This window comes from Janibacter zhangyanbonis, assembly GCF_050507325.1.
In the GTDB taxonomy this organism is placed as follows: domain Bacteria; phylum Actinomycetota; class Actinomycetes; order Actinomycetales; family Dermatophilaceae; genus Janibacter.
Genome location: NZ_CP191481.1, coordinates 26393 through 48848 on the forward strand (window position 1 = coordinate 26393; position 22456 = coordinate 48848).

Sequence of the window (22456 nt, forward strand, 5' to 3'; positions counted from 1 at the left end):
ACATGACCGACACCCCCACCACGCCCGAGACCGACCGGACCGAGCCGGTCGACCTCAACGCGGAGATGCAGCGCAGCTACATCGAGTACGCGATGAGCGTCATCGTCTCCCGCGCGCTGCCTGACGTGCGCGACGGCCTCAAGCCGGTGCACCGCCGCATCGTCTACGCGATGTACGACGGCGGCTACCGCCCTGACCGCGGCTACAACAAGTGCTCGCGCGTCGTCGGCGACGTCATGGGTCAGTACCACCCGCACGGTGACTCCGCGATCTACGACGCGATGGTCCGCCTCGTGCAGCCGTGGTCGCTGCGCTACCCGCTGATCGACGGTCAGGGCAACTTCGGCTCCGCCGGCAACGACGGTGCCGCCGCCCCGCGGTACACCGAGTGCAAGATGGCGCCGCTGTCGATGGAGCTCGTGCGCGACATCGACCAGGAGACGGTCGACTTCGTCCCCAACTACGACGGCAAGACGCTGCAGCCCGACGTGCTGCCGGCGCGCTTCCCCAACCTGCTCGCCAACGGCTCCGCCGGCATCGCCGTCGGCATGGCCACGCAGATCCCGCCGCACAACCTGCGCGAGGTCGCCGACGCCGCCCAGTGGATGCTCGAGCACCCCGAGGCCCCCCGCGAGGAGGCGCTCGAGGCGGTCATGGGCCTGATCAAGGGCCCCGACTTCCCCACCGGCGCGCTCATCATGGGCAACCGTGGCATCGACGAGGCCTACCGCACCGGCCGTGGCTCGATCATCATGCGGGCCGTCGTCGAGGTCGAGGAGATCCAGGGCCGCACCTGCCTCGTCGTCACCGAGCTGCCCTACCAGGTCAACCCCGACGCGCTCGCGCAGAAGATCGCGGAGATGACCAAGGAGGGTCGCCTGTCGGGCATCGCCGACATCCGCGACGAGTCCTCCGGCCGCACCGGCCAGCGCCTCGTCATCGTGCTCAAGCGCGATGCGGTGGCCAAGGTCGTGCTCAACAACCTCTACAAGCACACCCAGCTGCAGACGACCTTCGGCGCCAACATGCTCGCCCTCGTCGACGGCGTGCCGCGGACCCTGCCGATCTCGGCCTTCATCCGCTATTGGGTCGAGCACCAGATCGACGTCATCGTGCGCCGCACCGAGTACCGGCTGCGCAAGGACGAGGCCGCGATCCACATCCTGCGCGGCTATCTCAAGGCCCTCGACATGCTCGACGAGGTCATCGCGCTCATCCGCCGCTCCCCGACGGTCGACGAGGCCCGCGAAGGGCTGATCGAGCTGCTCGACATCGACGAGCTGCAGGCGATGGCGATCCTCAACCTCCAGCTGCGCCGCCTGGCGGCCCTGGAGCGGCAGAAGATCATCGACGAGCACGACGAGATCGAAGCCCGGATCGTCGACTACAAGGACATCCTCGCCCGCCCGGAGCGGCAGCGGCAGATCGTCTCCGACGAGCTCGCCGAGATCGTCGACCGCTACGGCGACGACCGGCGCACGCGGATCCTGCCCTACGACGGCGACGTCGCGATGGAGGACCTCATCCCGCAGGAGGACGTCGTCGTGACGATCACCCGCGGTGGCTACGCCAAGCGCACCCGGGTCGACGAGTACCGCGCCCAGAAGCGCGGCGGCAAGGGCGTGCGCGGGGCCTCCCTGCGCGGCGAGGACGTCGTGCGCAACTTCTTCACGACGACCTCGCACCACTGGCTGCTCTTCTTCACCAACCTCGGCCGGGTCTACCGGGTCAAGGCCTACGAGCTGCCCGAGGCGGCGCGCGACGGCAAGGGCCAGCACGTGGCCAACCTGCTCGCCTTCCAGCCCGACGAGCAGATCGCCGCGGTCTACGCGATCGAGGACTACGAGGCGGCCCCCTACCTCGTGCTCGCGACGAAGCGCGGCCTGGTGAAGAAGACCCGCCTGACCGAGTACGACTCCCCCCGCAGCGGCGGCCTCATCGCGATCAAGCTGCGCGAGGACGACGAGCTCATCGGCGTCGGCCTCGTCGGGCCGGAGGACGACCTGCTGCTCGTCTCGCGCAATGCGCAGTCGGTGCGCTTCCACGCGAGCGACGACATCATCCGACCGATGGGCCGCTCGACGAGCGGTGTCACCGGCATGAAGTTCCGCGGCGACGACTCGCTGCTGGCGCTCAACGTCATCGAGGACGGCACCGACCCCGACGTCTTCGTCGTCTTCGAGAACGGCGTCGCCAAGCGGACCGCGGCCTCCCAGTGGACGGCCAAGGGTCGCGCCGGACTGGGCGTCACGGCCGCCAACTCCGGCAAGGGCGGCCAGCTCGTCGGGGCGCTCGTCGTCGACGAGACCGACGAGGTCATGGTCGTGATGGAGAAGGGCAACATCGTCCGGTCGGCCGTCTCGGAGGTCAACCGCACGAGCCGCAACACCATGGGCGTCAGCTTCGCGACGCCGCGCAAGGGTGACTCGATCGTCGCCGTCGCCCGCAACGTCGACCGTGGCGAAGAAACGGATGCCGAGGGTGACGATGTAGCGTCGGACCCTGACGCACCCGTCGAGGACTCGGCGGGGACCGCCCAGCAGGGGGATGCCCCCGGAGGTGACCAGGAGTGAGCACGACAGGAGACACCACGGCCGTCCGCACGGCCGCGGGGCCGTCCCAGGCGACCCGACGCACCGCGTCGGCCGGAGCCTCACGACCTGCGCCGCGAGGTGGCCGCCGGGTCAAGCTCATGGTCTCGCGGGTCGACCCCTTCTCCGTGATGAAGGTCGGCTTCCTCGTCTCGGTGGCCATGGGCATCGCCTTGGTCGTCATGACCGGCGTCATGTGGGCCCTGCTGTCCGCGATGGGCGTCTTCGACTCGATCAACGAGCTCGCCGGCCAGATCATCGGTGACGGCTCGGGCGAGACCTTCGACGTCATGGACTTCCTCGGCTTCGGCCGCGTGCTGTCCCTGTCGATCGTCATCGCGGTCATCGACGTCTTCCTGCTGACGGCCGTCGCGACCCTCGGCGCCTTCCTCTACAACATCGTCGCCAGCCTCGTCGGCGGCGTGCACATGACGCTGACCGACGACTGATCCGCGCACCGACCGCCGTTTTGGTGTCGGCGGGAAGTGTGGGGTAATCTCGGGCGTCGCGCCACGGAGAGATCCACGGCGCACACGGGCCCATAGCTCAGGCGGTTAGAGCGCTTCGCTGATAACGAAGAGGTCGGAGGTTCAAGTCCTCCTGGGCCCACCACTGACGGTGAGGAGATCTCCATGAAGAAGGTCCTCGTACTCGTCGCGGCAGCAGCCGGTGCGGTGTACGCCCGGCGCAAGGTCGAGCTGCATCGTTCTGACAAGGACCTGCACGCGGCCACCAGCCGGATGTCCCGCACTCCCCAGCCTGCTGAGGGCGGCGTCTGGGCCGCGGCCACCGACCGTCCCACCTGATCCACCAGCCCTCGGGGGCGTGGCGCAATTGGTAGCGCATCTGCTTTGCAAGCAGAGGGTTGTCGGTTCGAGTCCGATCGCCTCCACCGAGAGCGAAGGGGGGTGCACCGCCTGGCGGTGCACCCCCCTTCGTCATGCCTGGGGTCGGTACTTCCTCGGCAGCTTGGCCACGATCGCCTCGTAGGAGTCGTCGACGGCCTCGAGCAGCTCGTCGAGGGGGATCGCGCCGCCGATCATCAGCGTGTTCCAGCCGTTGCGGCCGATGTAGGCCATGACCGCGGCGTCGTCGGGGTAGCGGGCGAGCCACTCGTCGGCCTCCTCGCGGGTGCTGCCCGCCTTGACACCCACGCCGCTCTCCCCGAGGAAGGCGAAGATCTTGCCCCGCTCGCCGGGGCCGACCTTGGCGACGAGGTCGCCCTCCCAGGGCTCGTCGGGCCAGGCGCCCGGCAGGACAGGGCGTGCTCACGGATGGCGTCGGCGCTCATGGGGTCAGCGTGGCAGGTCTCGAGGCTCGCTGGCGCTCGCACCGCGACCAGCGTTGGGTGGCCCGGCGCTCGCAGCTCACCCAGCGGGGGCGGCGGGGGCCTGCGAGCAGTCGCCGATGGCGGTGGCGAAGGCCTCGAGGTGCTCGAGGAAGCGCTCCTGCTCGGCCGCCGGCACGGCGGCGATGCCGTGGCCGTAGACCCGCAGCAGGCGCTCCATGTCGGCGAGGAAGCGGTCGCGGCCCTGCTCGCTCATGGTGATGACATAGGTCGGCGAGTCCTGCGGGCGGGAGCGCTCGACGACCCCGGACTCGAGGGCGGCATGGACCTGCCGGTTGATCGTCGACTGCTCGAGGTCGAGCTCCTCGGCGATCTGGCGAAGGGAGCGCGGCTGCCCGTCGCGCAGCAGCCAGAGCAGGCGCCCCTCGGCGACCTTGAGCTGCTGGGTCACCTCGACGTGGCGCCGTGCCCGCTCCCACCTGGCCGAGACCTTGATCGCCGTCCAGGCGGGGCCGTCGGTGGGCGTGAGCGAGGTCTCCGCGAAACCGGCTTGGGCTGTCGACTCCATGATGTGTAGAGTACACATCGCCTGCTTGTGTAGGTTACATAACCCCTCGGACAAGGACCCTTCCCCATGTCAGCTTCGTCGCCGGCCGTCGCGCCCGCGCCGTCCCGCTTCTCACCGGTCGTCGTCATCGTCGTCCTGTGCCTCGGCAGCTTCAGCGGCGCGCTCATGCAGTCGCTCGTCATCCCGATCCAGGCCGAGCTGCCCAAGCTGCTCGGGACCGACGCGGGTTCTGCCTCCTGGGCCGTCACCGCGACCCTGCTCGCCGCTGCTGTGACCATGCCGGTCACCGGGCGCCTGGCCGACATGTTCGGCAAGAAGAAGGTCATGGTCGCCTCCGCCGCGCTCCTCGCGGTCGGCTCGGCGGTCGCTGCCCTCGGTGACACGCTGACGCCCTTCCTCGTCGGGCGCGTCCTGCAGGGCATGGCCATGGGCTACATCCCGGTCGCGATCAGCATGGTCCGCGAGGTCGCGCCGGTCGACAAGCGTGCCGGGGCCGTCGCCGCGGTCAGCGCGACGATGGGTGTCGGTGGCGCCATCGGCCTGCCGCTCGCCGCGTGGATCGCCCAGGACTTCTCCTGGCACGGCCTCTTCTGGTTTTCCTCCGGCCTCGCGCTCGTCGTCCTGGTCGCCACGCTCGTCGTCGTCCCCCACGTGCACGACGCGCACCCGGCCCACCTCGACGTCGTCGGCATCATCGGCCTCGCCGTCGGTCTCTGCTCGGCGCTCATCGGCATCAGCAAGGGCTCGGAGTGGGGCTGGGACTCCGGCCGCACCGCGGGCAGCATCGCCGGTGGCGTCGTGGTCCTCCTCGCGTGGGGCTGGTACGAGCTGCGCCACCGCGACCCGCTCGTCGACCTGCGCACGACCGCGCGCCGCCCGGTCCTCTTCACCAACCTCGCGGCCGTGCTCATCGGCTTCGGCATGATGGCCCAGGCCATCGTCGTGCCCCAGCTGCTCGAGATGCCCGAGGCCACCGGCTACGGCCTCGGCCAGACGATCCTCGAGGCCGGCCTGTGGATGGCACCCGGCGGTCTGATGATGCTCGTCTTCGCGCCGGTCTCCAGCCGGATGATCACGACCCTCGGCGCACGCATCACCCTCGCCGTCGGTGCGACCGTCGTCGGCCTGGGCTACCTCGTCGCACTCTTCCTCATGAGCGCCCCCTGGCAGCTCATGGTCGCCAGCCTCGTCGCCAGTGCGGGCGTGGGCATCGGCTACGCCGCGATGCCCACCCTCATCCTCGACAACGTCCCCGAGGCCGAGGCCGGCTCCAGCGTCGGGGTCAACGGCCTCATGCGCTCGGTCGGCACGACGATCGCCGGCGCGGTCATGGCGGCGATCCTCACCAGCCGCACGATCACCCTCGGCGGCCACGTCATCCCCGACGAGTCGGCCTTCAAGGTCTGCTTCGTCGTCGGTGCCGGGGCGGCGCTCGCGGGCGCCCTCGTCTGCCTGCTCATCCCGCGCCACCGGGCCCGGGCGGCCACCACCGAGCCGGAGCCGGTGGCGAGCGGGGTCTGATCTCGAGACGCTCGTTCCTCGCTCCTCGATCAGCGGGGGGATAGACGCTCTGTCCTCGCTCCCCGATCAGCGGGCGGCCTGGGGCCGGGGTCCGGATGCAACCGGACCCCGGCCCCACGCGTCTGCTCAGGTGGACGCGGCCCAACCGTGACCGCGCCGGTGATCAAAGGGGACACCATGCGTACGACCACACACTTGCTGGGCGCGGCCGCGGCCGTAGCTCTCATCGCCGGGACCGCGAGCGCGGCACCCGCAGCCACCCGCGCTGGGGGAGGGATCTTCTGGGCCGCACCGACCTGCGAGGTCGCGGTGCACAATGCCTCGGACGACCCCGTCGACGTCCTGCTCATGACGGACCAGAACCTCCACTCGGGGGTCGTCCTGCGCGACAACCAGCCACCGCTCGCCCTCTACGACGGCCTCTACGAGAAGTCGATGCTCCTCGGTCGCGTCGCCAAGATGCCCGACCCGCCGGAGTCGGGAACGGTCCAGGTGCCAGCGGGCGCAACCGCGTCCTTCGCGACCGGGTGCACCTCGGAGCAGATGCAGGGCCTGGGGCCCACCGTCATCGCGAGCGACCCGGAGTCGGGTGAGTTCCTGCGCCTGTGGAGCAACACCTACTGGCCGGGTCACACCCACGACAGCACGGGCAACGTGCTGCTCACCTACGGCGGCTGACGCAGGACGAAGGGGGGTGTTCCGCACAGCGGAGCACCCCCCTTTGGCATGGCGTCGACGGGCCTACGGTGCCGACATGACCGATGTGCAGACCGCCAATCCCGAAATCGCCTCCACGATCGACGTCGCCGGCGTGGCCACCAACTACCACGACGTCGGCGAGGGCGACCCCGTCCTGCTCATCCACGGCTCCGGGCCGGGCGTGAGCGCGTGGGCCAACTGGCGCGGCGTGCTGCCGGCCCTGTCGCAGCAGCACCGGGTCATCGCCCCCGACGTGCTCGGCTTCGGCTACACGGAGCGGCCCGAGGGCGTCACCTATGACATGGCGACGTGGACCCAGCACCTCGTCGGGTTGCTCGACGCCCTGGGTCTGGAGCGGGTCTCGGTCGTCGGCAACAGCTTCGGCGGGGCGCTCGCGCTCAACATCGCGACGCACCACCCCGAGCGGGTCGACAAGCTCGTCCTCATGGGCGCGGCGGGTGTGCCCTTCGAGATCACCGAGGGCCTGGACAAGGTGTGGGGCTTCGAGCCGTCGCTGCCCAACATGATCGAGCTCATGGACGTCTTCGCGTACGACAAGTCGCTGCTCACCGAGGACCTGGCCCAGCTGCGGCTCGACGCGGCGACTCGGCCGGGGGTCCACGAGGCCTTCAGCGCGATGTTCCCCGCCCCGCGGCAGCGTTGGGTCGAGGCGTTGGCCGTGCCCGACGCCGACATCCGCGCTCTCACGCAGCCCGCGCTGATCCTCCACGGCCGCGACGACGAGGTGATCCCACTGAGCACCTCGATGCGACTGCACGAGCTCATCGACGACTCGCAGCTGCACGTCTTCGGCCGGTGCGGTCACTGGGTGCAGATCGAGCACGCGGAGGGCTTCGCGCGGCTCGTCGGGGACTTCCTGGCCTGAGGGGACCTGGGTCTCGAGGCTCGGCCGCGGGCGGCCTCACACCGCCCACGCGGAACGTGGGACCCAGACCAACGGGTGATGGCATGACGAAGGGGGTCGGTTCCGCTGGTGCGGAACCGACCCCCTTCGGTGTGGTCAGGCCTTGCGGTCCTCGTCGACCGGCAGGTCGCCACCGAGGTTGTGCGGCGTGACGTCGCTGCCCTCGGAGGTCTCCGTCGTCGACGGGACGGCCGAGTTGTCCGCCCAGTCGCGCGCGGAGCTCCACGCGTCGGTGCCCTCGACCTCGGCCTCGTCCTGGGCGCGGGCCTCGGGGGTGTCCTCGACCGGGGCGGCCGGGGCGGCCAGCGGGTCCTCGTCGATCGCGGCCGGGGCGGCGAGCGGGTCGGTCGTGGTGGGTGCGTCCGGGGTGTCGGCGGCCTCGCTCACGGCGGGGGCCGCGGCAGCGCCGGCACCGGCGGCGGCCGGGGTGGCGAGCGTCGAGGCGCGACCCGAGGCGGGGGCCTTGTAGGGGTCGCCGGCCGGCACGGCCCACGGGTCCTTCTTCGGGCCCTGCTTCTGCTTCGCGACGACGGCCGCGATGCCACCGGCGACGAGGGCGAGGAGCAGGAGCTTGAGGCCGCGACGCTTCTTGCGCGGCTTCTCCCCCTTCGCGGCGGCGAGGGCCAGCTGCGGGTCGCGCTCGTCACGCAGCGCGGCGACGACCTCGGGGGCGCGGACGGCGGCCTCGTCGGCAGCCTTGCGGCCCGCGACGGCGCCGGCGGCAGCCAGGCCGCTCGCGGTCTGGACGACCTTGGGCAGCACCTCGTCGACGAGGGTGTCGCGCACGTCCTGCACGTCCTTGCCGGCCTGCTCACCCTTCTTGCGGGCCTGCTTCTGGGCCGAGCGGACCTGCTTGCGCGCCTGCTTGCGGCCCTTCTTGGCGTCCTTGGCGGCCTGCTTCTTGGCCTCCTCGGCCTGCTCCTTGAGGTCGGCGGCCCTGCTCGCGGCACCCTCGCGGGTCGCGGCGGCCTGCTCCGAGGCGGCGGCCTTGAGCTCCTGGGCCCGCTCGCTGCCGTGCTCGGTGTGCTCGGCGACCTTGTCGATGATCTCGTGCACCTTGAGCGATGCTGCCTCGGCGGTCTCGTGGGCCTTGACTCGCCCGTCCTCGACCTTGCTGTTCTTCTGGAACACACTTCCTCCTGCGCCGATGGGGTACTCCCCCATCCTGCACCGGATCGTCGGCCGATGAAACCGATAGGGGCGAGGGGCCCGCCACGTCCTCCCTTCGCCCGCGGTCGTTAGCATGGACGCCATGAAGGCGATCCTGCACACCAACCACGGCGACATCTCCATCGAGCTGTTCCCCAACCAGGCCCCCAAGACCGTCGACAACTTCGTCGGCCTCGCCACGGGCGAGAAGGAGTACCAGGACGACGCGGGTCGCACCAACCCGACGAAGTTCTACGACGGCCTCGACTTCCACCGGGTCATCTCCGGCTTCATGATCCAGGGCGGCTGCCCGCTGGGTCAGGGCGTCGGCGGCCCCGGCTACACCTTCGACGACGAGATCCACCCCGACCTGACCTTCTCGAAGCCCTACCTGCTCGCCATGGCCAACGCCGGCAAGCAGATGGGCCGCGGGACCAACGGCTCGCAGTTCTTCATCACCGTCGGCGAGACCCCGTGGCTCAACGGCAAGCACACGATCTTCGGCGAGGTGGCCGACGGCCCGAGCCGCGAGGTCGTCGACAAGATCGCCGGCGTCCAGACCGGCGCGATGGACAAGCCGGTCGAGCCGGTGACCATCGAGTCCGTCGAGATCGTCCAGGACTGATCTCGTGTCGCTGCCGCCGTCCGGCTGGGGCGGATCGTCCACGGACGGCGGCACCGGCGCCTCCCCGGAGGCGCCGACGTGCCCCCGGCACCCCGACCAGATCTCCTACATCCGCTGCCAGCGGTGCCACCGACCGGTGTGCCCGCAGTGCCAGCGCAGCGCGGCCGTCGGCGTCCAGTGCGTCGACTGCGTCCGTGAGGGGTCGAAGGGGGAGCGCCCCCAGCGCACCGTCTTCGGCGGGCGCGCCACGACCGGCACCGACCGCCCCTGGCTGACGATCTCGATCATCGCCGTCTGCGTCGTCGTGTGGATCGGCGAGCTGCTCTCGCCCCGGGTCTTCAGCGAGGTGGCCTTCGCCCCCGCCCTCGGCACGAGCGAGCCGTGGCGGCTGCTGACCTCGGCCTTCGCCCACAGCCCCAACCAGCCGATGCACATCCTCTTCAACATGCTCGCGCTGTGGCTCGTCGGCGGCTACCTCGAGCGGATGCTCGGCTGGGCCCGCTATCTCGCGATCTACCTCGTCACCGCGCTCGCCGGCTCGGTGACCTGGCTGCTCTTCCAGCCGGTCGACCCGGCCGACCCCAATGCCTACGTGCCGATCGTCGGGGCCTCCGGCGCCGTCTTCGGCCTCTTCGCGGCGGTCATCGTGCTCAACCGTCACCTCGGCCGCGACAGCTCGTCGATGATCGCGACGATCGCGATCAACGCCGTCATCGGCTTCCTCGTCCCCAACGTCGCCTGGCAGGCCCATCTCGGCGGGCTCGTCGCCGGCGCGCTCCTCGCGGCGGTCATCGCCCTCTCCCGCAGCCGCCGTCAGCCCGGCCTGGCCTGGGTGGGGATCGTCGCCGTCCTCGCGGTCGTCGTCGTGCTGGGCGTCGCGCGCTATGCCCTCTCCCCGACCGGCTTCGAGGCCCCCTTCGGCTGATCCGGCCCTGTGGACAGGCGAGTTACACGCGTGTCATTTGTCCCCAGATGTGAAAAAGCCTGTGGACAACTCGAGTTGTCCACAGGCTCTGTGGGGAATCGTCCCCACGGTGGGTGGGCGCAGCCGCCCGACCGGCTCAGCGCCAGCGTGTCGTCATCGCGAAGCCGGCGAGGATGAAGGCGAAGCCCGCACCGAGGTTCCACCGGCCCCAGGACTCCACGGGGTACTGCTCCTGGGTGATGTAGAAGGTCACGACCCACACGAGGCCGATGAGCATGAGGCCGAGCATGACGGGGACGAACCAGCTGGGGTTGCCCACCCGCTGCGCCTTGACCTTGTGCCGCGAGCCGCTGCGCGTCTCGGCCTCGGCCGCCGCCGCACGCTTGCTCGGGTCGCCGGAGCGCGAGGCGCTCTTGGCGGACTTCTTCGCGGTCGTCTCGGCCGACGAGGTGGCCTCGTCGGTCGTCTCCTGCGCGTCGTCGGCGGGCTTCGCCACTGGGTGCTCCTCGGGTCTGCGGACGTCGTGGCCTAGCGTAGATGCCGAGCACCGCACGACCGACCGAAGGGGGTGCCTCCGTGCCGGACCTGGACCCGGCCCACGCCGCAGCGGCACTGCGCTCGCGCGTGCGCACCTGGCTGACCCACCGACCGAGCCGGTGGTCGGCACTCGTGCCCGTCATCGCCATGGCCGCCGGCCTGCTCTTCGCGACGTCGAGCACGACGGCCCGCGGCACCGACCTGCGCAGCGAGGCGACCGACCTGCCCGACGTCATCCGTGAGCGCACCATCGACAACGAGCGCTCTGCCTCCCGCGTGCGGTCGCTGCGCACCGAGGTCGACGACCTCACCAAGCAGGCCGCCCCCGGCAGCTCCCGGCTGCGGTCCATCGACAAGCAGAGCCGGGCCAGCGCCCGCACGGCCGGCACCACGGCCGTCGAGGGTCCGTCGGTGACCGTCACCCTCGACGACGCGCACCTCAAGGCGAGCGAGGTCCCCGAGGGCTTCACCGTCGACGACGTCGTCGTCCACCAGCAGGACGTGCAGGGCGTGGTCAACGCCCTGTGGCGCGGTGGGGCCGAGGCGATGCAGATCATGGACCAGCGCGTCGTCTCGACGAGCGCGGTGCGCTGCGTCGGCAACACGCTCATCCTCCAGGGGCGGGTCTACTCGCCGCCCTTCACGATCACCGCGATCGGCGACCCGGAGGACCTGCGCTCGGAGCTCGACAGCGACCCCTCGGTGAGCATCTACAAGCAGTACGTCGACGCGGTCGGCCTGGGCTACGAGGTCCAGCAGTCCGACGAGACCGAGCTGCCCCCCTTCGACGGGCGTACGACCCTGGAGCACGCCCGCCCGCTGACGTCGGCGCGGTGAGGGCCCATACTGTGCCGGTGAGCCGCATCCTCGTCGTCGACAACTACGACAGCTTCGTCTTCACCATCGTCGGGTACCTCCAGCAGCTGGGTGCCGAGACGACGGTCGTGCGCAACGACGCCGTCTCGGCGGCCGACGGGGCCGACTTCGACGGCGTGCTCATCTCGCCCGGGCCGGGCACCCCCGAGGAGGCCGGTGTCTCGACCGCGATGATCGAGGCCTGCGCCGAGCGGGCCCAGCCGATGCTCGGCGTCTGCCTCGGCCACCAGGCCCTCGGGATCGTGCTCGGCGCGACCGTCGGCCGGGCCCCCGAGCTGCTCCACGGCAAGACGAGCCGGGTGCTGCACGACCAGACCGGCGTCCTCGCCGGCCTCGCCTCGCCCTTCACCGCGACGCGCTACCACTCGCTGACGATCGACCCGGCGACCGTGCCCGACACCCTTGTGCCCAACGGGCACACCGAGTCCGGCGTCATCATGGCCGCCCACCACCGCGACCTGCCGCTGCACGGCGTGCAGTTCCACCCCGAGTCCGTCCTCACCGAGGGCGGCCACCGGATCCTCGCCAACTGGCTGGAGATGACCGGTGACACCGGTGCCGTCGCGCGCAGCGCCGGCATGTCGCCCCTGGTGCGCGATGTCGAGGGCGTGGCCCGGGCCGTCGCCGCCGGCTGACGGGCGAAGGGGGGAGATGAGCGAGCCGACCGTCGGCCCGCTGGACCGAATCCAGCGCCGCCACCCCGTCCTGGGCTTCCCGATCGCGGTCGTCTACAAGTTCTTCGACGACTTCGGCGGCTACCTGTGCGCGCTGCTCACCTACTACGGGTTCCTCTCCCTCTTCCCCGGGCTGCTCCTGCTCTCGACGGTCGTCGGCATCGTCCTGCAGGGCCAGCCGGAATGGCAGGAGCGGATCCTCGACTCGGCCCTGTCGGAGTTCCCGATCGTCGGTGACGAGCTGCGCACGACGGGCACCATCGGTGGTGGCCCGGTCGGTCTGCTCGTCGGTGGTCTCGCCGCGCTCTACGGTGGCCTCGGTGTGGGGCAGGCGCTGCAGTACGCGAGCAACACCGCGTGGATGGTCCCGCGCAACAGCCGGCCCAACCCCTTCGCCAGCCGCGGCCGTGGCCTGCTCCTGCTCCTCGTCGCCGGGCTGACGATCGTCGTCACCACCGGCCTGACGACCTATCTCCAGCAGCTCGTCTCCGGGGGCTACACCGGCTGGGCGATCACCATCGCCTCGGTGCTGCTCAACACGCTCGTCATCGCCGTCATCTTCATCATCGCGACGAGTCGGCCGCTCGACCTCACCGACGTGCTGCCGGGCGCCCTGCTCGCGGCGCTGTCGTGGCAGGGGATGCAGGCGGTCGGCGCGGTCTACGTCAGCACCGTCATCGAGCGGGCGAGCAACCTCAACTCCGTCTTCGCCATCGTCCTGGGTCTGCTCGTCTTCCTCTACACGATGTCGGTCGCCATCATGCTCTGCGTCGAGGTCAACGTCGTGCGCAAGGAGCACCTGTGGCCGCGGGCGCTGCTCACGCCCTTCACCGACCAGGTCGTGCTGACGAGCGCCGACCAGCGGGCCTATGCCCGGCACGCCGAGGCGCAGCGGCTCAAGGGGTTCCAGCGCATCGATGTCTTCTTCGACGAGTCCCGCGGGCGCGGGGACGACTGATCCCGCCGACAGGGGGCAACCCTGCACGACCCTAGGGTTGTGCAGGGTTCTCGCCCGCCACGAGGGCACACCCGAGGGCCGACGGGATCAGCGGCTGCGCTCGCGGGGTCGAGGGACGACTACGGGCTCGAGGGGGACTGGGTCGTGCGGTCCGACCCGGGGGTGCGGGTCGAGCTGGGCGACGGGCTGAGCGTGCCCGACGGCGAGGTCGAGGTCGACGACGGCTCCGAGCTGCTCGGGCTGTCGCTGCTCGTCGGGGAGTCGCTCGAGGACTCGCTCGTCGAGGTGTCCGTCGGCGTCTCGGTGACGGTCGCGGTCGTCGTCTGGTTGGGCTCGCGCGCCACGACGAAGGTGACCGTGCGTCCCTGACGGACCTTGCCCGCGTCGGGATCCTGGCTCAGGATCGTGCCCGGCTCCTCGCTGGAGATCTCGGACTCGACGCTGACCTCGAGGCCGAGCGCGAAGATCTCGTTGCGCACGTCGTCGATCTGCTGGCCGGTGTAGTCCTTGAGCTGCACGTCGCCGCTCGCGACGACGACGTCCACACTGCTCCCCTTCGCCACCGGCTCGGCGACGCCGGGGTTGGTGCTGATGACGTGGTTGGCCGCCTGGTCGGGGCTGTCCTCCTCGGTGACGGTGCCGAGCGTGAGGCCCTGGGCCTCGAGGGCGGACTTGGCCTCGCTGCGGCTCATGCCGATGATGCTCGGCACCCCGACCTCTCCGGGGCCGTTGGAGACCTCGATGACGACGGTGTCCCCGGACGGGACGCTCGCTCCCTTGCCGGGGTCCTGCGCGACGACCTCGCCCATCGGCGCGTCGTCCGCGACCTTCTCGACATCGGGCCGCAGGCCAACCTTGGTCAGCTCCGAGCGGGCGACGGCCTCGTCCTTGCCGACGAGGTCGGGCACGCTCACCTGCACGACCTCCTCGCCCTGGCTGGCGCTCCACGCGTACCACCCGAGCAGGGCGAGCGGGATGAGCAGGAGGGCAGCGAAGACCCAGCCCAGGCCGGAGCGGCGGCGCCGTGGTCCGGCCAGGGGCATCGATGCGGTGTCGGGGTCGGCCGCCAGCGGCGCGGCGGCGCTGGGCGCGGTGACCGGCAGGGTCGTCGTCGCGGCCTCGAGCCGCTCGGTGGCAACCGGGCTGATCGGCATGCCGCCGCGGTATGCCCCGAGGTCCTCGGCCATCGTCCGGGCGTCGGGGTAGCGCTCGTCGCGGTCCTTGGTCAGCGCGTGGTGGGTGATCGCGTCCAGCTCCGCCGGGACGTCGGGGTTGACCGACGAAGGGAGCGGGATGTCGGCGTTGACGTGCTGGTAGGTCAGCGAGATGGGCTCGCCGGTGTAGGGCGTGCGCCCGGTGAGCAGCTCGAAGAGCAGGCAGCCGGAGGAGTAGACGTCGCTGCGCTTGTCGACCGTCTCGCCGCGCGCCTGCTCGGGCGAGATGTACTGCGCGGTGCCGATGACCGCCTGGGTCTGGGTCATCGTGGCCTGGGTGTCGGCGATGGCCCGGGCGATCCCGAAGTCCATGACCTTGACGCTGCCGTCGTCGGTGACCATGACGTTGCCGGGCTTGATGTCGCGGTGGACGATGCCCATGTCGTGGCTGTAGTCGAGGGCCTCGAGGACCTGCTGGACGATGCGGGCGGCGTCGGCGGGGTCGAGGTAGCCGTGCTCGGACTCGTTGAGCAGCTCGCGCAGCGTGCGGCCGTCGACGTACTCCATGACGATGTAGGGGATGTCGAGGGTCGCGCCACCGGCCTCGGTGATGCGGTCCTCGCCGGAGTCGTAGACGGCGACGATCGAGCGGTGGTTGAGGCCGGCGACCGACTGCGCCTCGCGGCGGAAGCGGCCGAGGAAGGCGGCGTCGCGGGCGTGGTCGGTGCGCAGGATCTTGATCGCGACCGGACGGCCGAGTCGGGCGTCGTGGCCCAGGTGGACCTCGGCCATGCCGCCGCGCCCGATGAGCTCGCCGACCTCGTAGCGGCCGCCGAGCAGACGCGGTGTCGAGGTGCTCATGCTGTCCCCCTGGACGTGCGGGTGGTGTGGGTGCTGGGGTGGTGGGTCACTCGAGCGCCGCCTTCATCACGGCCGCGCTGATCGGTCCGGCGACCGATCCGCCGTAGGCCTCGTTGCCGGCCCGGCCGCCGTCCTCGACGACGACCGCCACGGCGATCTTCGGGTTGTCGGCCGGGGCGAATCCGGTGAACCACGCGTGCGGCGCGGCGCCGTCGGCGTGCTCGGCGGTGCCGGTCTTGCCGGCGACGCTGTAGCCGGGGACGGCGGCCTGGGTGCCCGTGCCGCGCTCGACGACGAGCTTCATCATGTCGGTGAGCTCGTCGGCCGTCTCGGGTTCCATGGCCTTGGACAGCTGCTCGGGCTTGGTCTCGCTGATCTCCGACAGGTCGGAGCCGAGCACCGACTGGACGAGGTGCGGGGTCATGACGACGCCGTCGTTGGCGACCGCCGCGCTCACCATGGCGACCTGCAGCGGGGTGACGCGCACGTCGTACTGGCCGATGCCGACCTGGGCCTCCTGCGGCGGGTTCATCTCGTCGGGGAGCGTCGACGGCGTGACCTTCATCGGGATGTCGAGGTCCTCGCCGAAGCCGAACTTGCTCGCCTGCTCCCGCATCGCGTCGCCGCCGAGCTCCATGCCGAGCCAGCCGAAGGCGGTGTTGCACGAGTCCTGCATGGCGACCGCGAGGGTCACCATGTCGTTGGGCCCGCAGGCGCCGGCGTGCGAGTTGGGCAGGTTGGTCGTGGTCTGCGGCAGGTCGAGCTCGGCCGGGCCCGGGATCTCGGAGTCCTTGGACCACTGGCCGTCCTCGATGGCGGCCGCGGCCGTGACGATCTTGAAGACCGAGCCCGGCGGGTAGAGGTTGCCGGAGATCGCGCGGTTGACCAGGGGGCGGCCCGGGTCGGAGTTGAGCGAGTCCCAGGCCTTCTTCTCCGTCGCCGGCGAGTGGCTCACCAGGGGCGTCGGGTCGAAGTCGGGGTGCGAGACCATCGCGAGGATCTCGCCGGTGCGCGGGTCGAGGGCGACGACGGCGCCGCGCTGGTCACCGAGGGCCTCGTCCGCGGCGCGCTGCACCTGGGGGTTGATGGTCAGCTCGACACTCGCCCCCTTCGGCGTGCGGCCGGCGATCGTGCCCGTGAGCCGGTCGTAGAAGAGCTTGTCGTCGCGGCCGGAGAGCAGGCCGTCGGAGGCGGACTCGACGCCGCCACCGGGGCCGTAGGTGAAGGAGTTCCATCCCGTGACGTGCGAGTAGAGCCGCGGGTCGCTGTAGGTGCGCTGCCACTGCAGGTCGTCCTGCGTCGGCGACGACGAGGCGATGGCACGACCGCCGAGGAGGATCTGGCCGCGCTCGCGGGCATAGCTCTCGAGCTGCGTGCGGCGGTTGCCCGGGCGGTCGTTGATGTCCTGGCTGCCGAGAACCTGGATCCACGTGCTCGCGCCGAGCAGGAGGACGAACATCAGCGCGACGAGCATCGACAGGCGGCGGATGGGCTGGTTCATCGCGTCTTCACCACCTGCGTCGGGGCGTCCATCGAGGCCGGGTCGAACTCCGGCTCCGGCCGGCGGGCGTGGTCGCTGATCCGCAGCAGGATCGCGATGAGCGTCCAGTTGGTCAGCAGCGAGGACCCGCCGTAGGCGACGAAGGGGAGGGTGAGACCGGTGAGCGGGATGACCCGGGTGACGCCGCCGATGACGACGAAGACCTGGATGGCCAGGACGAAGGTCAGTCCGCTCGCGAGCAGCTTGCCGAAGCCGTCGCGCAGGCCGATGGCCGAGCGCAGGCCGCGCTCGACGAGCAGCGCGTAGAGCAGGATCAGCGCGAAGACGCCGATGAGGCCGAGCTCCTCGGCGAGGCTGGTGAAGATGAAGTCCGACTCGGGCAGCGGGGTCAGCCACGGCCGGCCGCGGCCCAGGCCGGTGCCGGAGATGCCGCCGGCGGCCATGCCCATGATCCCGGTGCCGAGCTGGCCGCACTGCTCCATGCCGGCCTCGGAGAAGGTGTCGGTCCAGCACAGGATGCGGGTCTGCACGTGCCCGGCGAACTGGTAGACGACGACCGCACCGACGGCGGCGAGGCCCAGGCCGAGGACGATCCACGAGGTGCGCTCGGTCGCGATGTAGAGCATGGCGACGAAGAGCCCGAAGATCAGCAACGTCGTGCCGAAGTCGTTTTCCAGCACGAGGACGAGCGCGGCGGCGAGCCAGGCGATGACGAGCGGGCCGAGGTCGCGGCCGCGGGGGAAGGTGATGCCGAGGAACTTGCGCCCGGCGAGGGCGAGCATGTCGCGGGTCTGCACGAGATAGCCGGCGAAGAAGATCGCGAGCAGGATCTTGGCGACCTCGGCCGGCTGGAAGGTGAAGGCGCCGAGCTTGATCCAGATCTTCGCGCCGTAGACCGAGTGGCCGAGGGGCGTGAGCGGCAGCGCGATGAAGATCAGCGCGAAGAGCCCCGCGGTGTAGGTGTAGCGCCGCAGCGCGCGATGGTCGCGCAGCAGGACGAGCACGACGAGGGCGATGCCGACGCCCAAGCCGGTCCAGATGAGCTGGCGAAGGGCGAGCCCGCTGGAGAAGTCGCGCCCGGCCGCGAGGTCGAGCCGGTGGATCATCACCAGTCCGATGCCGTTGAGCAGGGTGACGATCGGCAGGATGATCGGGTCGGCGAAGGAGGCCCGCCAGCGCAGGACGAGGTGCACGGCGAGGGCGATCGCCGCGAGGATGCCGGTGTGGCCGAGCAGGTCCGGGGGGATCTCGCCGGACTCGGCGACCGAGACGTTGATGTAGGCGAGGATGACCACGCCGATGGCGAGCGCCGTGAGCAGCAGCTCGACATTGCGCCCGCGGGCGGGGGTGATCGTCGTGATGGCCCGGCTCATCGTCCGCACGGCTCCCCGGTGGCCCGCAGCTGACCGCACTTCTTCGCGGCGGTGCGCAGGCTGTCGACCCGCTCGTCGGCGGCGGAGCGCGAGCCGACGGAGATCGTCGCCTCGACCTCGTCGCGGTAGAAGGAGGGCAGCTCGGACAGCTCGATGTCGGTCTGGTCGACCGCCGAGTGCAGCGAGATCGGCCCGAGGTCCTGGGCGACGCCGCGGTAGACGGTGACGTGCCCGTCCTGGGCGCCGACGTAGTACTGCGTCTGGGTCCACGCATAGCCGGCGTAGCCGACGGCACCGACGAGCAGCAGGGCGACGAGCAGCCCGCCGAGGCGGCGGGCCCAGCGGCCCCGGCGGCCGGTGTGCTCCTCGTCGAGCTCGACGGTCTCGTCCTCGTCGTCGGTCCGGGTCAGCGCGGCGGCGCGGGCGGCGGGGGAGGTGTCGACCCGCTTGCGCGGGCGGCGCAGGGCGGCGGAGCCGACGACCTGCGGCTGGGTCGAGGGAGCGGTGCCCGACTCGACGACGTCGGCGACGACGACGGTGACGTTGTCGGGGGCGCCGGCGCGCAGCGCGAGCGAGACGAGGTCGTCCGCGGCCTGGCCGGGCGGGGTGCCGCCGGTGAGGATCTCCTCGATGGTGTCGATGGCGACGAAGCCGGAGAGGCCGTCGGAGCACAGCAGGTAGCGGTCGCCGAGGTGGGCCTCGCGGGCACCGAGGTCGGGCTCGTCGTCGTCGGCGCCGGTGAGCACGCGGGTGACGACGGAGCGCTGCGGGTGGGTGCTCGCCTCCTCCTCGGTGATCCGGCCCTCGTCGATGAGGGTCTGGACGAAGGAGTGGTCCTTGGTGATCTGCGACAGCCGGCCGTCGCGCAGCAGATAGGCGCGCGAGTCGCCGATGTGGGCGAGGATCAGCTTGTTGCGGGCCCGCATGATCGCGGTGACCGTCGTGCCCATGCCCTCGAGCTCGGCGTTGTCCGCATAGGTGCGCGCGATCTCGCCGTTGGCGCGGGTGATCGCCCGGCCGAGCTGGGTCGAGGCCTCGGCGGCGGTGAGCGAGTCGTGGTCGATCTCGACGAGCTCGGTGATGACGGTCGCGGAGGCGAGGTCGCCGCCGGCGTGCCCGCCCATGCCGTCGGCGACGACGAGGAGGTGCGGCCCGGCATAGCCCGAGTCCTGGTTGTCCTTGCGGACGAGCCCGACGTCGGACCTTGCGGCGAAGAGGAAGGTCAGCGCCATCGGCTAGTTCCTCAGCTCGATGACCGTGCGGCCGATCCGGATCGAGGTGCCGGTCTCGACCGGCACGGGGTCACCGACGCGGTACTGGCCGAGGAAGGTGCCGTTGGTCGAGCCGAGGTCCTCGACGTACCAGCCGTCCTCGCCGCGGATGATCCGGGCGTGCCGGCCGGAGGCGAACTCGTCGTCGAGGACGAGGGCGCACTCGGGGTTGCGGCCGATGAGCACGCCGGACTCGCGCAGCGGCAGGGAGGTGCCGGTGAGCGGCCCCGTCGTGAGGACGAGGTGGGTCGGGGTGCGGGGGTTGCGCGGGGGGCGTGGGGTCTCGGCGACGGGGGCGGCCCCCTTCGCTCCTCGCCGTCCGGCCTTCTTGGGCGGGGCCGGGCGCCGGTTGACGACGCGGGTGCCGAAGAGGTCGGTGCGCAGCACCGAGGCGACGGACAGCACGAAGACCCACAGGAGCACGAGCAGGCCGAGGCGCAGCACGGTGACCGTCAACTCGCTCACGTCCGGGACTCCTGTCGGGTGTGTGGTGGGGCCGGCTCAGCGGCCGACGTGGAAGGTGGCGTGCGTGCGCCCGACGGTGATCGAGTCACCGTCGGTGAGCCGCACCGCGTCGGTCGGTTCGCCGTTGACGAAGGTGCCATTGGTCGAGCCGAGGTCGCGCAGGTGGGTCACGAGGTGCGGGCCGTCGTGGGTGACGCGCACCTCGCAGTGCCGCCGCGAGATCCCGGGGTCGTCGAGGACGACGTCGGCGGTCTCGTCGCGGCCGAGCACGGTCATTGCGGAGATCAGCGGGTAGCGCTCGCCGTCGATCTCGAGCCACGGCCGGTCGTGGACGGACCGGGTCGGGGCCTGGCGCGGCGGCTCGGGGCGGTGCACCGACGTCGGCTGGTCCTCCTCGCGGCGGGGCGAAGGGGGGCGAGGCACCGTCCGCTCGGGCGCCGCGGCGGGCGCGGCGGCGACGGCGTGGTGGTCGTGGTCGTCGGGCTCGTCGTCGCCGTGGGCGTCGTCGAGGTCCCAGCCGCCGGAGTACTCGTCGTAGGCGTCGTCGTCGCCGGACTGCTGGTCGGCGTAGACGCGGGCCTGGTCGGCGCGCTCGACGCGCTGCCGGGCGGTGGCCGGGCGGACGCGGAAGACGCCGGTCTCGAGCTCCTCGTCCTCGTCGAAGAGGACCTGCAGCGGGCCGCCGGGCTGGTAGCGCTGCGAGTCGGCGTGCTCCTGGGCGGCGGCGACGAGCTCGTCCTCGAGCTCCTCGTCGAACTCGGTGAGCCGCTCGTAGTCGCTCGGCGCGAGCTCGATGGTGAAGAGGTTGGGCACGATCGTGCGGCCGCGGCCGAGCATCGTGGCGCGGTCGTCCATCGCGCGGCGCAGGGCGGACGCGAGCTCCAGCGGCTGGACCTCGGCGCGGAAGGCGCGCGCGAAGACGCCGTTGACGGTGCGCTCGAGCTTGCGCTCCATGCGTTCGAAGAGGCTCACGCGCTCCTCCCTTCGGGCAGACGTCATCACGGTCACAGGTGCGGCGAGCCTAACGTCTGACTCTGGGCGATGCCTGTACCCCTCGCCGCGACAACGGAAACGGGCCGCGCAGCGTGCGCGGCCCGTCTCCGTTTCGTGTTCAGTGCAGGCGCAGCGCCCTCGGCCGGAGGGCGTGGCGAAGGGAGTGCCCGCGGCGCGACCGACGGGTCGGCTCGGGGCGCGCGGGGGTGCGGGTCTCGTCCTGGGCGATCGCCTGGAGCTCGGCGGTCAGGCGGACGTCGTCACGGTCGGCGGGGGCGGTCGGGTCGAAGGGGAAGCGGAAGCGGCTCATGCCTCCACGGTCCTCCGCGCAACCGTTGGGGACAAGCGAAGATTATCGACGGATCGTTCGGTGCGGGCGTATGGTGGGCAGATGCTCGACGTCAACCGCCTCAGGGTCTTCCGCGCCGTCGTCGCCAGCGGCTCCGTGCAGGCCGCCGCCCGCCATCTCGGCTACACGCCGTCGACGATCAGCCAGCACATCACCGCGCTGCAGCGCGAGACCGGGCTGACCCTCTTCGAAAAGGCTGGTCGCGGCATCGTGCCGACCGCCACGGGCCGGCTGCTCGCCACCGAGTCCGAGGAGCTCATGGGCAACCTCGCCCGGCTCACCGGGATGGTCGCCGACCTGCGCTCGGGGCACACCGGGGGCCTCGAGATCGCGTCCTTCAGCTCGGCGGCGCAGGAGTGGGTGCCCGGGGTCGTACGCCGGCTGCGCGAGGAGTACCCCGGGCTGGTCATCGACCTCGCGCTCAACGAGTCGGCCGTGCAGCAGCAGGGACTGCGTGCCGACATCGACATCCGGGTCGAGGACCCCGAGGCCGAGGTGCCGGAGACGCCCGGCCGCTGCCGCCGGGTGCTCGCGGAGGAGACCTATGTCTGCGTCGTGCCGCGCGACCACGCGCTCGCCGGGCGGGCCGAGATCGGCCTCGTCGACCTCGACGGCGAGGCCTGGATCCGTGACGACCGCGTCGAGAGCATGTGCACCCAGATCATCAACCGGGCCGCGGCCGCCTCGGGCGTGGCCCCCAACTACGTCGCCCGCTCTGACGACCACCACACGGCGATGGCCTTCGTCGCCGCGGGCGTCGGTGTGTGCGTGCTGCCGCGCCTGGCCGGGCTCGCCGCCCCGGCGGGCACGGTCGTCCTCGACGTGCGCGAGCCCGCCCCCCGCCGCCGGATCGTCGCCCTCCTACGTGACTCCGCCGAAGGCAGCCCCGCCGCCCAGCGCGCCATCGGGCTGCTGCTCGAGGCGGCCCGCGGGGTCGACGAGGCCGACGCCGCCTGACCCCTCGCATGTGCTGAAGTACGTGCCACATCAGCGGTGACCGGACGGGGTCGGGGCACCTTTGGCGGCTGTCCGGGTGACTACGGCCCTGAGTCGTCCTCTGGATCGCGCCCGAGCGGCGGGTGATGCATAGGACGAGTCAGGACCGTAGTGCCTGCACCGACCTTTCGCCGCTGCCAACGACGGCCCGGGTCGA

At 71.3% G+C, this 22456-nt stretch carries 23 protein-coding genes and 2 tRNA genes; 14 read left to right on the top strand and 11 right to left on the bottom strand.

The window, feature by feature from the left end; all coding sequences use genetic code 11:
- Positions 1-2 precede the first annotated feature (2 nt).
- From gyrA to ACQBJO_RS00160, 5 genes are all read left to right on the top strand, one after another.
- Complete coding sequence (gene gyrA, locus ACQBJO_RS00140) at positions 3-2573, top strand: DNA gyrase subunit A (protein ID WP_255184870.1); 2571 nt, start codon at positions 3-5, stop codon at positions 2571-2573.
- Positions 2570-3040 carry a DUF3566 domain-containing protein gene (locus ACQBJO_RS00145; protein ID WP_255184871.1) on the top strand — a complete coding sequence of 157 codons (471 nt, stop codon included), beginning with the start codon at positions 2570-2572 and terminating at the stop codon, positions 3038-3040. The genes gyrA and ACQBJO_RS00145 overlap by 4 nt, the downstream gene beginning before the upstream one ends.
- Positions 3041-3126: 86 nt before the next feature.
- Positions 3127-3203, top strand: a tRNA-Ile gene (locus ACQBJO_RS00150).
- Positions 3204-3223: 20 nt separating this feature from the next.
- Positions 3224-3397: a hypothetical protein gene (locus ACQBJO_RS00155; protein WP_255184872.1), complete on the top strand. Its 174-nt coding sequence runs from the start codon at positions 3224-3226 to the stop codon at positions 3395-3397.
- A 13-nt stretch (positions 3398-3410) separates the two neighbouring features.
- Positions 3411-3483, top strand: a tRNA-Ala gene (locus tag ACQBJO_RS00160).
- 46 nt (positions 3484-3529) lie between these two features.
- On the opposite strand, the gene ACQBJO_RS00165 is transcribed toward ACQBJO_RS00160, so the two are convergent.
- The gene (locus ACQBJO_RS00165) at positions 3530-3847 is read right to left on the bottom strand and encodes an MmcQ/YjbR family DNA-binding protein (protein ID WP_421007944.1); all 318 of its coding nucleotides are present in this window, start codon (positions 3845-3847) and stop codon (positions 3530-3532) included.
- 111 nt (positions 3848-3958) lie between these two features.
- Complete coding sequence (locus ACQBJO_RS00170; protein WP_421007714.1) at positions 3959-4447, bottom strand: MarR family winged helix-turn-helix transcriptional regulator; 489 nt, start codon at positions 4445-4447, stop codon at positions 3959-3961.
- 66 nt (positions 4448-4513) lie between these two features.
- Here ACQBJO_RS00170 and ACQBJO_RS00175 point away from each other — a divergent pair, with 66 nt between their 5' ends.
- The 3 genes from ACQBJO_RS00175 (at position 4514) to ACQBJO_RS00185 (ending at position 7553) form a co-directional block, all read left to right on the top strand.
- Complete coding sequence (locus ACQBJO_RS00175; protein ID WP_421007715.1) at positions 4514-5968, top strand: MFS transporter; 1455 nt, start codon at positions 4514-4516, stop codon at positions 5966-5968.
- 177 nt (positions 5969-6145) lie between these two features.
- Entirely contained in the window at positions 6146-6646 is a 501-nt protein-coding gene (locus ACQBJO_RS00180) for a hypothetical protein (protein WP_255184876.1), read from the top strand.
- Positions 6647-6722: 76 nt separating this feature from the next.
- Positions 6723-7553 (top strand): alpha/beta fold hydrolase, encoded by an 831-nt coding sequence (locus tag ACQBJO_RS00185; RefSeq protein ID WP_421007716.1) that lies wholly within the window; start codon positions 6723-6725, stop codon positions 7551-7553.
- Between the two features lie 135 nt (positions 7554-7688).
- Here ACQBJO_RS00185 and ACQBJO_RS00190 read toward each other — a convergent pair whose 3' ends face one another.
- Positions 7689-8723, bottom strand: coding sequence for a hypothetical protein (locus tag ACQBJO_RS00190; RefSeq protein ID WP_421007717.1), 1035 nt, complete (start codon positions 8721-8723; stop codon positions 7689-7691).
- Between the two features lie 121 nt (positions 8724-8844).
- Between ACQBJO_RS00190 and ACQBJO_RS00195 the strand changes: the two genes are divergently transcribed.
- Both ACQBJO_RS00195 and ACQBJO_RS00200 read left to right on the top strand, forming a co-directional pair.
- Positions 8845-9366 (top strand): peptidylprolyl isomerase, encoded by a 522-nt coding sequence (locus ACQBJO_RS00195; protein ID WP_255184878.1) that lies wholly within the window; start codon positions 8845-8847, stop codon positions 9364-9366.
- A 4-nt stretch (positions 9367-9370) separates the two neighbouring features.
- On the top strand, positions 9371-10291 hold the full coding sequence (locus ACQBJO_RS00200; RefSeq protein WP_421007718.1) for a rhomboid family intramembrane serine protease: 921 nt from the start codon (positions 9371-9373) through the stop codon (positions 10289-10291).
- 136 nt (positions 10292-10427) lie between these two features.
- On the opposite strand, the gene ACQBJO_RS00205 is transcribed toward ACQBJO_RS00200, so the two are convergent.
- A complete protein-coding gene (locus tag ACQBJO_RS00205; RefSeq protein ID WP_255184880.1) occupies positions 10428-10787 on the bottom strand; it encodes a cell division protein CrgA in 360 nt (119 codons plus the stop codon).
- 41 nt (positions 10788-10828) lie between these two features.
- Here ACQBJO_RS00205 and ACQBJO_RS00210 point away from each other — a divergent pair, with 41 nt between their 5' ends.
- From ACQBJO_RS00210 to ACQBJO_RS00220, 3 genes are read left to right on the top strand one after another with little or no spacing between them, the layout of a single operon-like run.
- Entirely contained in the window at positions 10829-11665 is an 837-nt protein-coding gene (locus tag ACQBJO_RS00210) for a DUF881 domain-containing protein (RefSeq protein WP_421007719.1), read from the top strand.
- Positions 11666-11682: 17 nt separating this feature from the next.
- A complete protein-coding gene (locus tag ACQBJO_RS00215; RefSeq protein ID WP_421007720.1) occupies positions 11683-12339 on the top strand; it encodes an aminodeoxychorismate/anthranilate synthase component II in 657 nt (218 codons plus the stop codon).
- Between the two features lie 16 nt (positions 12340-12355).
- On the top strand, positions 12356-13336 hold the full coding sequence (locus ACQBJO_RS00220) for a YihY/virulence factor BrkB family protein (RefSeq protein ID WP_421007721.1): 981 nt from the start codon (positions 12356-12358) through the stop codon (positions 13334-13336).
- A gap of 119 nt (positions 13337-13455) precedes the next feature.
- Here the strand turns inward: ACQBJO_RS00220 and pknB are convergent, their stop codons facing one another.
- The 7 genes from pknB to ACQBJO_RS00255 form a co-directional block, all read right to left on the bottom strand.
- On the bottom strand, positions 13456-15351 hold the full coding sequence (pknB, locus tag ACQBJO_RS00225; RefSeq protein WP_421007722.1) for a Stk1 family PASTA domain-containing Ser/Thr kinase: 1896 nt from the start codon (positions 15349-15351) through the stop codon (positions 13456-13458).
- A 46-nt stretch (positions 15352-15397) separates the two neighbouring features.
- Positions 15398-16852 carry a peptidoglycan D,D-transpeptidase FtsI family protein gene (locus tag ACQBJO_RS00230; RefSeq protein ID WP_421007723.1) on the bottom strand — a complete coding sequence of 485 codons (1455 nt, stop codon included), beginning with the start codon at positions 16850-16852 and terminating at the stop codon, positions 15398-15400.
- Positions 16849-18225, bottom strand: a complete 1377-nt coding sequence (locus ACQBJO_RS00235; RefSeq protein ID WP_421007724.1) for an FtsW/RodA/SpoVE family cell cycle protein — start codon at positions 18223-18225, stop codon at positions 16849-16851. The genes ACQBJO_RS00230 and ACQBJO_RS00235 overlap by 4 nt, the downstream gene beginning before the upstream one ends.
- Complete coding sequence (locus ACQBJO_RS00240) at positions 18222-19457, bottom strand: Stp1/IreP family PP2C-type Ser/Thr phosphatase (protein WP_421007725.1); 1236 nt, start codon at positions 19455-19457, stop codon at positions 18222-18224. The genes ACQBJO_RS00235 and ACQBJO_RS00240 overlap by 4 nt, the downstream gene beginning before the upstream one ends.
- Before the next feature lie 3 nt (positions 19458-19460).
- Positions 19461-19961 carry an FHA domain-containing protein FhaB/FipA gene (locus ACQBJO_RS00245; RefSeq protein ID WP_421007726.1) on the bottom strand — a complete coding sequence of 167 codons (501 nt, stop codon included), beginning with the start codon at positions 19959-19961 and terminating at the stop codon, positions 19461-19463.
- A 36-nt stretch (positions 19962-19997) separates the two neighbouring features.
- Complete coding sequence (locus tag ACQBJO_RS00250; RefSeq protein WP_421007727.1) at positions 19998-20933, bottom strand: FhaA domain-containing protein; 936 nt, start codon at positions 20931-20933, stop codon at positions 19998-20000.
- 139 nt (positions 20934-21072) lie between these two features.
- Complete coding sequence (locus ACQBJO_RS00255; protein WP_255184890.1) at positions 21073-21264, bottom strand: hypothetical protein; 192 nt, start codon at positions 21262-21264, stop codon at positions 21073-21075.
- Between the two features lie 81 nt (positions 21265-21345).
- On the opposite strand from ACQBJO_RS00255, the gene ACQBJO_RS00260 reads away from it, so the two are divergent.
- Positions 21346-22260, top strand: a complete 915-nt coding sequence (locus ACQBJO_RS00260) for a LysR family transcriptional regulator (RefSeq protein ID WP_421007728.1) — start codon at positions 21346-21348, stop codon at positions 22258-22260.
- Positions 22261-22456: the final 196 nt, after the last annotated feature.